The sequence below is a fragment of the Acidimicrobiales bacterium genome, from assembly GCA_036273495.1.
GTDB lineage: Bacteria > Actinomycetota > Acidimicrobiia > Acidimicrobiales > JAJPHE01 > DASSEU01.
The window spans coordinates 1-12,025 of record DASUHN010000366.1 but is presented as its reverse complement, the minus strand read 5'-3'; the positions used below and the strand labels follow the sequence as shown (position 1 = coordinate 12,025).

14 protein-coding genes are annotated in these 12,025 nt (G+C 73.3%); 9 read left to right on the top strand and 5 right to left on the bottom strand.

Annotated elements, in window-relative coordinates:
- From VFW24_15615 to VFW24_15575, 9 genes are all read left to right on the top strand, one after another.
- The coding region (locus VFW24_15615; protein HEX5268194.1) for a hypothetical protein at positions 1-304 on the top strand (304 nt) is incomplete at its 5' end.
- The gene (locus tag VFW24_15610) at positions 301-2,169 is read left to right on the top strand and encodes an ATP-binding cassette domain-containing protein (GenBank protein HEX5268193.1); all 1,869 of its coding nucleotides are present in this window, start codon (positions 301-303) and stop codon (positions 2,167-2,169) included. The genes VFW24_15615 and VFW24_15610, both read left to right, overlap by 4 nt.
- Positions 2,166-2,921 carry an ABC transporter ATP-binding protein gene (locus VFW24_15605; GenBank protein HEX5268192.1) on the top strand — a complete coding sequence of 252 codons (756 nt, stop codon included), beginning with the start codon at positions 2,166-2,168 and terminating at the stop codon, positions 2,919-2,921. Before VFW24_15610 ends, VFW24_15605 begins: the two co-directional genes overlap by 4 nt.
- A gap of 56 nt (positions 2,922-2,977) precedes the next feature.
- A complete protein-coding gene (locus tag VFW24_15600) occupies positions 2,978-3,580 on the top strand; it encodes a 2-oxoacid:acceptor oxidoreductase family protein (GenBank protein ID HEX5268191.1) in 603 nt (200 codons plus the stop codon).
- Complete coding sequence (locus VFW24_15595) at positions 3,577-3,834, top strand: 4Fe-4S dicluster domain-containing protein (GenBank protein HEX5268190.1); 258 nt, start codon at positions 3,577-3,579, stop codon at positions 3,832-3,834. Before VFW24_15600 ends, VFW24_15595 begins: the two co-directional genes overlap by 4 nt.
- Complete coding sequence (locus tag VFW24_15590) at positions 3,834-4,907, top strand: hypothetical protein (protein HEX5268189.1); 1,074 nt, start codon at positions 3,834-3,836, stop codon at positions 4,905-4,907. The genes VFW24_15595 and VFW24_15590 overlap by 1 nt, the downstream gene beginning before the upstream one ends.
- A 1-nt stretch (position 4,908) precedes the next feature.
- The gene (locus VFW24_15585; GenBank protein HEX5268188.1) at positions 4,909-5,694 is read left to right on the top strand and encodes a thiamine pyrophosphate-dependent enzyme; all 786 of its coding nucleotides are present in this window, start codon (positions 4,909-4,911) and stop codon (positions 5,692-5,694) included.
- A gap of 24 nt (positions 5,695-5,718) precedes the next feature.
- The gene (locus VFW24_15580) at positions 5,719-7,152 is read left to right on the top strand and encodes an AMP-binding protein (protein ID HEX5268187.1); all 1,434 of its coding nucleotides are present in this window, start codon (positions 5,719-5,721) and stop codon (positions 7,150-7,152) included.
- Entirely contained in the window at positions 7,152-7,865 is a 714-nt protein-coding gene (locus tag VFW24_15575; protein ID HEX5268186.1) for an SDR family oxidoreductase, read from the top strand. Before VFW24_15580 ends, VFW24_15575 begins: the two co-directional genes overlap by 1 nt.
- A 15-nt stretch (positions 7,866-7,880) precedes the next feature.
- On the opposite strand, the gene VFW24_15570 is transcribed toward VFW24_15575, so the two are convergent.
- The 5 genes from VFW24_15570 to VFW24_15550 all read right to left on the bottom strand — a co-directional run.
- Positions 7,881-8,720 carry an SDR family oxidoreductase gene (locus VFW24_15570; protein HEX5268185.1) on the bottom strand — a complete coding sequence of 280 codons (840 nt, stop codon included), beginning with the start codon at positions 8,718-8,720 and terminating at the stop codon, positions 7,881-7,883.
- A complete protein-coding gene (locus VFW24_15565; protein HEX5268184.1) occupies positions 8,720-9,226 on the bottom strand; it encodes a nuclear transport factor 2 family protein in 507 nt (168 codons plus the stop codon). The genes VFW24_15570 and VFW24_15565 overlap by 1 nt, the downstream gene beginning before the upstream one ends.
- 14 nt (positions 9,227-9,240) lie before the next feature.
- On the bottom strand, positions 9,241-10,377 hold the full coding sequence (locus VFW24_15560; protein HEX5268183.1) for a nitronate monooxygenase family protein: 1,137 nt from the start codon (positions 10,375-10,377) through the stop codon (positions 9,241-9,243).
- Between the two features lie 56 nt (positions 10,378-10,433).
- Positions 10,434-11,567: an acyl-CoA dehydrogenase family protein gene (locus VFW24_15555; protein ID HEX5268182.1), complete on the bottom strand. Its 1,134-nt coding sequence runs from the start codon at positions 11,565-11,567 to the stop codon at positions 10,434-10,436.
- Between the two features lie 16 nt (positions 11,568-11,583).
- Positions 11,584-12,025, bottom strand: a 442-nt coding sequence (locus VFW24_15550) for an acyl-CoA dehydrogenase family protein (GenBank protein HEX5268181.1), incomplete at its 5' end; no start/stop codon positions are given.

Below are 12,025 nucleotides of genomic sequence, written 5' to 3'. Positions count from 1 at the left end.
AGCTTTTGCCGTGTCGGGGGCCATCGCCGGGCTGTTCGACGTGGTCGTGGGGGCCCGCACCTACGCCACGCCCACCCTGGCCGACAGCCTGGCTCTGTTCGGCTTCGTGGCCATAGCCATCGGCGGGTCGGGCAGCCAGCTCGGTGGGCTCATCGGCGGGTTCGTCACCGGGCTGGCGTATGCGGTGGCGGAGCGGTACACCAACACCGACTGGCCCCAGGTGATCGTCTTCGCCATCTTCCTGCTGGTCCTGCTGACCCGCCCGCGCGGGCTGTTCGGCGGCGCAGTGGAGCGCCAGGTGTGAGCCCGGCCCGCTTCGGTCGCCCGCTGGCCCTGGTGGGCCTGGTAGTGGTCCTCGTCTTCCTGCCCTGGCTCGGCCTCAACGACTACTGGGACCGCCAGGTGATCCTCATCGTGATCCTGAGCCTGATCGTCTCCGGGCTCAACACCTCCCTCGGATACGCAGGCGAGCTGGCCGTGAGCCAGGTGGCGCTGTACGCGGTCGGCGCCTACGTGGCCGGCTACCTGTCGGTGGCCCACAACGTCGACGACATAGCCCTCTGCCTGCTGGCCGCCATCGCCGGGGTGGTCATCGTCGGTCTCGCCTCCGGGATCCCGGGGCTCCGCCTGGGGGGCTGGTCGCTGGCAATGGTGTCGTTCTTCCTGGTGCTGCTGATCCCCTCGGTGCTGGACCTCCTGCGCGCCGAGACGGGCGGGGCCGAGGGTCTGCCCGGCATCCCCGTCCCGACGCTGGCCGGGCTGGAGCTGGACGGCCGGGACTTCTACGTCTTCGTGGTCCTGGTCGCGGCCCTGTGGTTCCTGGTCCTGCGCAACATCATCCGCTCCCCCCACGGGAACGCGTTCCTGGTCCTCAAGCAGAGTCCCATCCTGGCGGCGTCCCTCGGCATAGCCGTCTACCGCCTGAAGCTGTTCGCCTACGTCGTCGGTGCCATCCCGGCGGGGGTGGCGGGGGTCCTGTTCGCCTTTCTGTCCGGTTACATCTCCCCGTCGTCGTTCTCGCTCGGTTTCGCCTTCACCGTGCTCACGGCATCGATCGTCGGGGGATCGCAATCGGTCTACGGCGCCGTCTTCGGCGCCGCCGTGCTCCAGCTCGGTCCGGAGCGCATCGCCTCGTTCCAGAGCTACTCGTTGATCATCTTCGGTGCCTTCCTGGTGGTGGCGGGCCTGGTGTTCTCGGAGGGCTCGGCCGGACTCGTCCGGATGCTCTCCCGGCGGGTCCGTCCCCGCCTGGGCTCGCGCGGGGCCGGTTGGGGCGGGTCCCGCCGTCCCGCCCCCGACCCGTCCCCGACCGGAGAGCCGGGCGTCAGCAGCCTCCCGCCGCTGGACGGTCGGCTCCTGCGGGTGATCGGCGCCACCAAGGTCTTCGGGGGACTCACGGCTCTGGACGACGTCTCCCTCGAGGCGGCTCCCGGTCAGGTCACCGCCCTGATCGGTCCCAACGGTTCGGGCAAGACGACGCTCCTCAACCTGATCTCGGGCTTCTACCGGCCGAGCGGGGGCCAGGTGCACCTGGGGGACACGAGGCTGGACGGCCTCAGCCCCTACCGGACGGCCCGGGCCGGTGTGGCCCGCACCTTCCAGACGCCGCTCATCCCGGCGGGCATGAGCACGCGCACGTTCGTGACCACCGGGCGCTACGCCGCGGGCCGGCCCGCCATCCCGTCAGCCATCCTGCGCACGCCCGGCTACCGCCGGAGAGTGGCCCGGGACAACGCCGACGCCGCCGACCTGCTCGACCTCCTGGGCATCGGGCCCCAGGCGGAGGCCGACGTCGTGTCGCTGCCGCTGGGCACCCGCCGGCTGGCCGAGCTGGCCCGGTGCCTGGCCGCCCGGCCCGGGCTCTTCTTGTTCGACGAGGTCGGCTCCGGCCTCGACGAGGCGGACCTGGACCGCCTGGAAGGGGCCATCGACCTCATCCGGCGGGCGGGGGGCACCGTTGTGCTGGTCGAGCACAACTTCCCCCTCGTGCTGAAGCTGGCCGACCGGATCCACGTGCTCGCCAACGGCTCCCTTCTGGCTTCCGGCACGCCGGGCGAGATCCAGTCCGACCCGCGGGTGCTCGAGGAGTACACAGGAGCGTCGTCGGCCACCGAGACGATCGCTGACCTGGAGCGCGCCGCCGCCGGGCCCGAGGGCGGGGACCGATGACCCTCGAGGCGGTCGAGCTGGTCGGCGGCTACGGGGACCTCCGGGTCCTCTGGGGAGTGTCCGTGGCGGCCGAGGCCGGGGCGGTGACCGTGGTGCTCGGTCGCAACGGCGCCGGCAAGACCTCGCTGCTCAACGCCATAGCCGGCTTCCTGCCGGTGGTGGAGTCGGGGCGGGTCACCCTCGACGGCTCCGACCTGTCTCCAATGCCTCCGTACGGGCGGACCCGGGCCGGGCTCGGCTTCGTGCAGGAGGGCAAGCGCATCTTCCGCCGCCGCAGCGTCCAGGAGAACCTGCTGATCGGCGCCTACCCGCTCCGCCGCCCGCTGCTCGGCACCGGCCCGGCGGTGCGCGCCGCCCTCGAGCAGGCCTACACCCGCTTCCCCGTCCTGGCCGAACGGCGCCGGACGCCGGCGGGAAGCCTGTCCGGAGGCCAGCAGCAGATGCTCGCCATCGCCCAGGCTCTGATGCCCGAACCCCGGGTGCTCCTGCTCGACGAGCCCTCTGCCGGGCTGGCGCCGGGCGTGGCGCGCGAGGTCTTCTCCCTGGTGGGGCGCCTCCGGGCCGAGGGCCTGGCCATCCTCCTGGTCGAGCAGGTGGTGGAGCAGGCCCTGGCGGTGGCCGACCGCGTGGTCGTGATCGAGGGGGGCCGGGTGGCGGCCTCGGGTCCTGTTTCCGAGTTCGACGACGCCGCCGTGGTCCGCGACATTTATCTCGGTCGACGGTCGGCCCCCAACACGGGTGACGACCCGTGAACAGGCGCCACCCGGCGGTATGGTGATCCTCGCAGGGCGCCGTCCGGGGGTGACGAATGCAGGTCGAGGTGCTGCTCACCGGCATCGGCGGGCAGGGCATCCAGCTGTCGGCCAAGACGCTGGCCCTCGCCGCCGTGGCGGAGGGCCGCCAGGCCATGATGTGCGGCCAGTACGCCGGGGCCATGCGCGGGGGCCAGACCGACGCCACCGTGGTCGTGGCCGACGGCCCGGTGCGGGCTCTCCCGATCCTGCCGTCGGCGTGGTCGGCGTTCGTGATGTCCGCCGAGTACTGGGAGCCCACCCGGGCGCGCATCCGGCCCGGGGGGATGGCCGTAGCCAACGGGTCCATGATGGGCCCGGAGCTTCCTCACGACGGGATCGAGCTGTTCCTGGTCCCGGCCGGGAGGATCGCCACCGAGCTGTCGGCCCCGATGAGCGCGTCGTACGTGCTGCTCGGCGCCTACGCCGCCGTCACCGGCCTGGTCGGCGTCGGCGCCCTGGTCGAGGCCATGAAGCAGATGGTCCCGCCCTACCGGACCCAGCACATCGCCGCCAACGAGGCCGCCCTCCGGGCCGGGGCCGAAGCGGGTCCGGAGGGAGCGGCGCCGGCGTGGGTGGCGGCGGCGTCGGCGGCAGCTTCGGGAGGCGGCGCCCGATGAGCGCCGTGCTCACCCGTGGGACCGTGGTGATCGAGGTCGAGCGCTGCAAGGGCTGCGAGCTGTGCATCCCCGCCTGCCGCCCCGGCGTGCTCTCGATGTCGGAGGAGGCCAACGCCCACGGCTTCCGCTTCCCGCTCCTGAGCCCGGGCTGCACCGCCTGCCGGGCGTGCCGGGAGGTCTGCCCCGACTTCGTGTTCGAGGTGTACCGCTTCGAGGAGCCCCAGCTGCTCGAGACGGAACCGGGTGGCGGCTGATGGCGGTCCGGCTGCTCCAGGGCAGCGACGCCCTGGCCGAGGCGGCGGTGACCGCCGGGTGCCGGTTCTTCACCGGGTACCCCATGCTGCCTTTCACCGGGCTGCTCGAGAGCATGGCCCGGCGGATGCCCGACGCGGGCGGGGTGTGCATGAACGCCGCCAGCGAGATCGAGGCGGTGAACATGACCATCGGCGCCGCCGCCGCCGGCGCCCGGGCGGGGACGGGATCGTGCGGGCAGGGCATCGCCCTCATGCAGGAGGCGGTGGCCGAGGCGGCGCTCAACGAGGTGCCCTTCGTCCTGTTCAACATGGCGCGCGGCCAGCAGGACTACTTCCAGTGCACGCGGGGCGGCGGCTGGGGTGACTACCGCACGATCACCCTGGCGCCCAGGGACGTGGTGGAGGCGGTGGAGCACACCCAGCTGCTGTTCCACCTGGCCGACACCTACCGCGCCCCGGTGATCCTGCTCGGGGACTACCTGATCGCCGACACGAACATGAGCGTGGACGTCTCGCCCCGCGACTACGGGCCGCTGCCCGCCAAGGACTGGGCCCTGGACGGGTCGACCGGCGGCACCGGCAGCTCGCGCCAGATCTGGTCATGGGACATCGGCAAGGCCAACCGTCCCGGCCGGGGCCCGGACGGGCAGTGGAAGCACATCGCCGACAAGTTCGCGGCCGTGGCCGAGGCCGAGCAGCGCCACGAGTCCTTCATGGCCGACGACGCCGAGTACCTCGTGGTGTCGTGGGGCACGTCGGGGCCGTTCGTCGACTACGTCGTCGAGGAGCTGCGCGCCGAGGGCGTGCGGATCGGCTCGTTCCGGCCGATCAGCCTGTGGCCCTTCCCCGAAGCCGCCCTGGCCGAGGCGGCCGCCGGGGCCCGCCGGGTGCTGGTCTACGAGCTCAACGCCGGCCAGATGCTCGACGACGTCCGCCTCAGCATCCCCGACCGGTCCAAGATCCGTTTCATCGGCGGGGTCAGCATCGACTACAGCGGGATGCGCCAGGGAGAGCTGCTCCAGGCGTCCGCCATCCGCGCCGCCGTCCGCCGGGTGATCGACGAAGGAGACTGAGATGACCCACGTACCGACCGGCGCCCCGCCCGGCGTGCCGGCCACCAAGGTGGCCGAGTTCGGCTCCCCGCTCCTGCTGTCCGAGGAGCACCACCTCTGCCCCGGCTGCGGGCACCCGGTGGCGTGGCGCCTCCTGTGCGAGGTGATGACCGAGCTGGCGCTGGCCGACCGGGCCGTGGGGGTCATCGGCCACGGCTGCTACACCCAGGCGGCGGTGCTCACCGACCTGGAGTGGCTCCAGTGCCTGCACGGCCGGGCGCCGGCCGTGGCCACTGGCGTGAAGCGGGTCCACCCCGGCGTGGCGGTGTTCACACTGCAGGGGGACGGGGACATGGCCAGCGAGGGCCTCCACGAGCTGCTGCACGCCGCCGGCCGGGCCGAGCCGATCACGTGCATCATGCTGAACAACGGGGTCTTCGGTGACACGGGCGGGCAGATGACGGCGACGACGGTCGTGGGCCAGCGCACCAAGACCAGCCTGGAGGGGCGGGACCCCGGCACCCACGGCTTCCCGATCCCGGTCGCCGACCTGGTGCGGACGCTGCCCGGCACCGCCTATGTGGCGCGCGGCGCGGTGAACAACGCCGGCGCGGTGGCCCAGACCAAGAAGTTCCTGCGGCGGGCGTTCGAGCTCCAGATGGAAGGGGCGGGCTTCACCTTCGTCGAGATCCTCACCATGTGCCCGACGGGCTGGTTCATCCCTACGGCCGAGGGCCCCGGCTACGTCGCCAGCGTCTTCGAGGAGACCTTCCCCGTGGGCCAGCTGAAGACGCTCGCGCCGCGCTAGGGGCGCGGCGCCTCCTTCACGCTGATGGATCCCCTCCTGCTGCACGACATCGTCCGGACCACGGCGGCGCGCCTGCCCCACCGGGTGGCGGTGAGCTACCGGGGCCAGGAGCGCACGTTCGGCCAGCTGGCCGACCGGGCCGAGCACGTGGCCCTGGTCCTGGCCGCCCGCGGGGTTCGCCGCGGTGACCGGGTGGCGTGGTGGGGGGAGACCGCCATCGACACCGGCGCCCTGTACTACGGGGCGGCCCAGGCCGGCGCCGTGTTCGTGCCGCTCAACCCCCGCTTCAACTCCGACGAGGCCGGCGCCATCCTCGACCTGGCCGAGCCGGCCCTGGTCGTGCACGATGACTCCCACACCGGGGATGTCACCCTCGATGCCCTGCTGGCGCAGCGGCGCCCGTCGGCGGTCGACCTGCCCGAGGTCGACGAGATGGACGCCGACGTCATCTTCTTCACCAGCGGCACGACCGGAGCCCCGAAGGGGGCGGTGCTGTCGCACCGCAGCAACCGCATGCGCACCGGCGGGGCCACCATCGGCGGGGGCCTGGTCGGCGCCGGGCCGGCGGGCAGCATCTTCCCCCAGTTCCACTGGGGGGGCTGGGCCTTCGTGCACAACGCCTGGTACGGAGGGGACGAGAGCGCCCTCGTCGACGGAGGCGACACCGAGTCGATACTGGAGGCCATCCACCGCAGGCGGGTGACCCGCTTCTACGCCATCCCCGCCGTGTGGCGGCGCATCATGGAGGCCGACCGGTCGGCGTACGACCTCACCAGCCTGCGCCAGGCCAACACCGGCACCTCGGCCACGCCCATCGACCTCCTGACCCGGATGGCCGAGCATTTCCCGGGCACGACCACCTCGATCGGCTACGGGGCCACGGAGGCGGGAGGTCTGGCCATCCTCGGGCCCGACGACGTGCTCCGCAAGCCCGGCTCGGTCGGGCTCCCCTCGGTCGGCGTGCACTTCCGCATCGTCGAGGGGGAGCTGTGGGTCCGCAGCCCCCAGATGTTCAGCGGGTACTTCCGCAACCCCGAAGCCACCGCCGCCGCCGTCGTCGACGGCTGGTACCGCACCGGGGACCTGGTCGAGCGCGACGACGAGGGCTACCTGTGGGTGGTGGGGCGGATCAAGGACATGATCCGCACGGGAGGCGAGACCGTGGCCCCGGCCGAGGTCGACGTCGTCCTCCAGCGCCACGCCGCCGTGGCCGACGCCGCCGTGGCCGGCGTTCCCGACGACGACTGGGGAGAGATCGTGACCGCATTCGTCGTGCTGCGGCCCGGGCATAGCGTCGATCTCGACGAGCTGCGCGGCCACTGCGCCCCGAGCCTCGCCTCCTTCAAGCACCCCCGGCGCCTGCTCCTGGTCGACGCCATCCCCCGCACCGGCCCGACCGGTCAGGTGCAGCGCCGGCGGCTGGTGGAGCGGGCACGCGAGGAGGCGAGTCCCGTCTGATGGCCACGGCACTGGTGACCGGGGCGGGGCGGGGTCTGGGGCGGGCCATCGTCGGGCGGCTGGCCGCTGACGGCTACGAGGTGGTGGCCGTGGACATCGACCCCGCCGCGGCAGCCGCCGCCGCGGAAGCCCTCGGGGGCCGGGGCCACGGCTGCGACGTCTCCGACCGGGCGGCGGTGAACGCCCTGGCCGAGCAGGTCGGCACCGTCGACGTGCTCGTGAACAACGCCGGCATCTGGACCTACGGGAGCGTGGTCGAGGCCGCCGACTCCGCCATCGACCGGGTGATGGCGGTGAACCTGGGCGGGACGCTCAACTGCTGCCGGGCCTTTGCCCCCGGCATGGTCGCCGCGGGCCGGGGGGTGATCGTCAACCTGTCGTCGCTGGCGGCGGCCATGGCCGCCACCGCCGTCGAGGTGTATCCGGTGACCAAGTCGGCCGTCGAGGCCCTGACCCGGCAGCTGGCCCTCGAGCTGGGCCCGAGCGGGATCCGGGTCAACGCCATCGGGCCCGGATCGATGCTCACCGAGGGCACGGCGCCCGCCTACGAGGGGGAGCGCATGGCGCAGCGCGCCGCCCTCGTGCCGCTCCGGCGCATCGGGACCCCCGACGACATCGCCAACGCCGTCGGCTTCCTCGTGTCCGAGCAGGCCTCGTACATCTCGGGCCAGGTCATCTACGTCGACGGCGGAGCGTCGGCTGCCAACCGCTGATCGTGGGCCCGGGGGCTAACGCCCTCTGTAGGTGCGGTCGTCGTACTGGCCGGTGCGGAACTGGGGCAGGACCTCCTCGGTGAGCCCCCAAAGGTCGCGGATGGTGGCCCCGCCGTCGACCACGAGGGTCTGGCCGGTGATCCGCTCGGCGAGCGACGACGACAGGAACAACACGGCGTTGCCGATGTCACGGGCCCGGGGCGGAGCGAGCGGGTTGACCTGGTTCACGGCGTACTGACCCTCGGGCCAGTCCTCGTTGCCGGCGCCCACGTTGCCCGGCGCCACCGCGTTGACCCGGATGCCGTGGCGGCCGAGCTCGTGGGCGAAGGTCTTGGCCAGCGAGATCACGCCGGCCTTGGCGGCGCCGTAGGGGGCGTGCAGGGCGGCGGCGGAGATGCCGTCCACCGACGCCAGCGCCACGAGCGACCCGCCGGTGCCCTGGCTGATCATCCGGCGCCCCGCCGCCCGGAACAGGTAGAAGACCTGGCTCAGGTTGTTCTGGACGGTCCAGGCCCAGTCGTCGTCGGAGAAGTCCTGGGCCCGGTCCCACCGGGCCCCGCCGATGATGTCGACGCAGACGTCGAGCGACCCCAGCCCGGCCCGCGCCTCGTCGAGGGCCCGGTCCACCTGGGCCGGATCGGTCATGTCGGCGGTGACCGCGAAGGCCTTCCCGCCCGCGGCCTCGACCTCGGCCACGGTCCCCTTGGCCCGGCCCTCGTCGATGTCGATGCAGGCCACGGTGGCGCCGGCCTCGGCCAGCTTCAGCGAGCAGATCCGCCCGTGGCCGGCCCGCTCGGGGATGTACCCGGCGCCCGACACCACGGCGCCCTTGCCGCCCAGTCCCAGATCGATCATCACGTCTCCCGTGTGCTCTCGCCGAAGGCGCGACGCAGGATGGCGCGCGCCTCGGGGCTGCCGTCGAGGGTCCGGTTCACCCGGTGGGTCACCCGCCATCCATCCGGCGTGCGCCGGAACCGCCAGTGGTTGGCCGACACCCGCCACACCTCGTAGCCGTCGCCGACGTGGCGGTACACGCGGGAGTACCCGGTGGCTTGGGCCTCGTCCCCGTCGACGGTCAGGACCGGCAGGGCCAGGACGTGGGCGCAGCCCTGGTGGATCAGGCCCTGGTGGGTCTCGCCCGCGACCATGGCGGAGATCCCCTCGGGCCCGTCGAGGCGCGAGGTGTCGAACTCGTAGGCGCCGTCCTCGGCCCACAGCTCCGCGGCCTCGTTCCCGCTGCCGGTGTCCACGGCCGGGCCGTAGGTGCTGACCAGCCGGTACAGGGCCAGCTGGTCCTCCAGGAGGGCGACGCGCTCCTCCAGGGCCCGGAGCCGCTGCTCGGTGTCCGGCGCGTCAGCCACGGCCGCGGCCCGGCTCAGCCGACGGCGGCGGCCTGCTCGGCGAAGCGGGCCGCCACCTCGGCGTACTCGGTCACCATCTCCAGCACCACCTGGCGGGCCGGCTTCACCTGGTTCATCCCCCCCACCACCTGGCCCACGAAGTAGGTGGCCAGATCGGCCGCCCCCGAGCCCTCCTGGGGGGCGCTGCGGGCGATGCGCGCCTGGGCCTCGGCCACGAGGATCGTCTGGAGCGGCATGGCCAGGGGGGCGGGCGCCTCCGGCTCGGACCAGGCGTCGGTCCAGGCCGTGCGCAGCATGCGCGCCGGCTTGCCCGTGAGTGACCGGGACCGCACCGTGTCGGCCGACGAGGCCCGCAGGAACTTGTCCTTGACCGTGGGCTGGGTCTCGGCCTCGGCCGTGGTGAGCCACACCGACCCGCACCACACGCCCGCCGCGCCCAGCGCCATGGCCGCGGCGATCTGGCGGCCCGATCCGATCCCCCCCGCCGCCAGCACCGGGATCGGCGCCACGGCGTCGACCACCTCGGGCACCAGCACCATGGTCGAGATCTCCCCGGTGTGGCCCCCGGCCTCGGTGCCCTGGGCCACGATGATGTCGACCCCGGCCGCGGCGTGGCGCTCGGCATGGGCCCTGGTCCCGGCCAGGGCCGCCACCGCCACCCCGTGCTCCCGGGCCCGGTCGATCAGCGCCGGCGGGGGTGGTCCGAGAGCGCTGGCGATCAGGCCGATGCGGTGGGCGAAGGCCACGTCGAGGAGGGGCTCGTAGCCCTTGGGGGACACGCTCATCGTCCGCCGCCCCGAGAGGAAGCCCTCGCTGTCCGGGAGGGCGGGCACCTGGTAGCGGGCCAGGATCTCGTCGACGAACTGCTGCTGCTCGGCGGGCAGGAGGGCCATGAGGCCGTCACGGTCCAGCCCGCCCTCCTCGGCCCCGGCGTACTTCTGGGGCAGGAGGAGGTCCACGCCGTAGGGGCGGCCGTGGGTCTGCTCCTCGATCCAGTTGAGGTCGACGTCGAGCTGCTCGGGCGTGTGGGCCACGGCACCGAGGACCCCGAAGCCCCCGGCGTTGGTCACCGCCGCCACCACGTCGCGGCAGTGGCTGAAGGCGAGGATCGGGTACTCGATCCCGAGCTTGTCGCAGACCTGGGTTCTCATCGCTGCCTCCCCGCACCGGAGGGGCCCGCCCGGCCCCGGTCCCGACCGTAGCCCGGTCAGGCCTCCAGGGACCGGGCGATCAGCTCGTCGTGGTACCGGGCGTCCCCCAGGTCCAGCTCCCAGTGCCGGGCCCGCCGCGTGTACAGCTGCATGTCGGCCTCCATCATGAACGCCACCCCGGCGTGCACCTCGTGGCCGCGGTGGACGATCTGCTGGGCCGCCCGGCTGCCGTAGGCCTTGGCCATCGACACCTCCCGGCCGCCCGGCCCCCCCTCGTCCAGCCGCCACGCCGCCTGGCGGGTCAGCAGGGCGGTGAGGTGGGTGGCGATGGCGATGTCGGTGCACAGGTACTGCACGGCCTGGAAGCGCCCGATGGGCTGGCCGAACTGCTCCCGTTGCAGGGCGTAGCCGACCGCCATCTCCAGCACCCGCTCGCCCGCCCCCACGATCTCGGCGCAACGCAGCACGGTGGCGCGCTCCAGCGCCGGGCGCAGCAGGGCCCAGCCCCCGCCGACCGGACCGACCACCGCCTCCGCCGGCACGTCGGCCGACCGGAAGGTGGCGGCGAACAGCGGGTACCCGGCCACGTTCGGCATCGGCTCGAGGTCGACGCCGCCGTCGCCCGGGTCGACCAGCACCAGGACGAGGTCCTCGGCCTGCGGTCCGGTGCGGGCCACGACCAGGAGCCGGTCGGCCGAGTTGGCGAACGGCACCAGCAGCTTCACCCCGTCCAGCCGGAAGCCGGCCCCCTGCCTCTCGGCTGCCATCCGCACCGCTTCCGGGCCGTAGGTGGTGCCGGGCTCGCTGACCGCGGGCACCACTATCCGGCGGCCCTGCAGGACGGACCGGGTCAGATCTCCGTGGACGCCGTCGGGGTTGCCGCTCCCGGCGCCCACCAGGGCCCCGCCGCAGATCACGGCCGAGGCCAGGTGGGGGCTCGGCACCAGGGCCCGGCCCATCTCGGTGTACACCGCCGCCAGGTCCGAGACCGTCCCGCCCGATCCACCCGCGGCCTCCGGCTGGCCCAGCCCGATCCAGTCCAGACGGCCCATCTCGTCCCAGAGGTCGCGGGAGAACCCGACCGGGTCCTCCTCGAGGGCGCGCACGGTGGCGGGGGGGCAGCGGGAGGCGAACAGCTGGCGGGCTATGCCTCCCAGCTCGCTCTGGCGGTCGTCGAAGGCCAGGTCCACGGGCTGCCTCCCGGCCTCAGCGGGGCAGGCCGAGGCCGCGCGTGGCCAGCACCATCCGCTTGACCTGCGGCGCCCCGCCTGCGTGGTTGGCATAGGACTGGCGGTACCACGCCTCCGGGTCCCCGCCCATCGGCGCCCAGCGGCTCCCCTCCCTGACCTGCCCCAGCGGCCCGATGATCTGGTTGCACAGCTGGGCAAAGCGGCTCTGTCCCTCCTTCATCACCACCACCCCGAGAGCGCCGGCGAACACCGGCGGCCTCCGGTTCTCGTGGTTGCCCAGCGACTCGTAGGACAGGAGCCGTTCGGTCTCGACCATCAGGGCCAGCTCGGCGAGCTGCGAGCGGATGATCGGGTCCCTGATCAGCAGGACGCCGTCCCGGGTCGTGGTCCGGCAGTAGGCCACGACCTGGTCGAGCATGCGCTGCATCTTGGCGTGCAGGCCGCCCCCGCCCCCGCCG

Coding starts and splice junctions, on each gene's coding strand:
- VFW24_15605 (HEX5268192.1), top strand. CDS start 2,166: ATGACCCTCGAGGCGGTCGAGCTGGTCGGCGGCTACGGGGACCTCCGG.
- VFW24_15600 (HEX5268191.1), top strand. CDS start 2,978: ATGCAGGTCGAGGTGCTGCTCACCGGCATCGGCGGGCAGGGCATCCAG.
- VFW24_15595 (HEX5268190.1), top strand. CDS start 3,577: ATGAGCGCCGTGCTCACCCGTGGGACCGTGGTGATCGAGGTCGAGCGC.
- VFW24_15590 (HEX5268189.1), top strand. CDS start 3,834: ATGGCGGTCCGGCTGCTCCAGGGCAGCGACGCCCTGGCCGAGGCGGCG.
- VFW24_15585 (HEX5268188.1), top strand. CDS start 4,909: ATGACCCACGTACCGACCGGCGCCCCGCCCGGCGTGCCGGCCACCAAG.
- VFW24_15580 (HEX5268187.1), top strand. CDS start 5,719: ATGGATCCCCTCCTGCTGCACGACATCGTCCGGACCACGGCGGCGCGC.
- VFW24_15575 (HEX5268186.1), top strand. CDS start 7,152: ATGGCCACGGCACTGGTGACCGGGGCGGGGCGGGGTCTGGGGCGGGCC.
- VFW24_15570 (HEX5268185.1), bottom strand. CDS start 8,720: ATGATCGATCTGGGACTGGGCGGCAAGGGCGCCGTGGTGTCGGGCGCC.
- VFW24_15560 (HEX5268183.1), bottom strand. CDS start 10,377: ATGAGAACCCAGGTCTGCGACAAGCTCGGGATCGAGTACCCGATCCTC.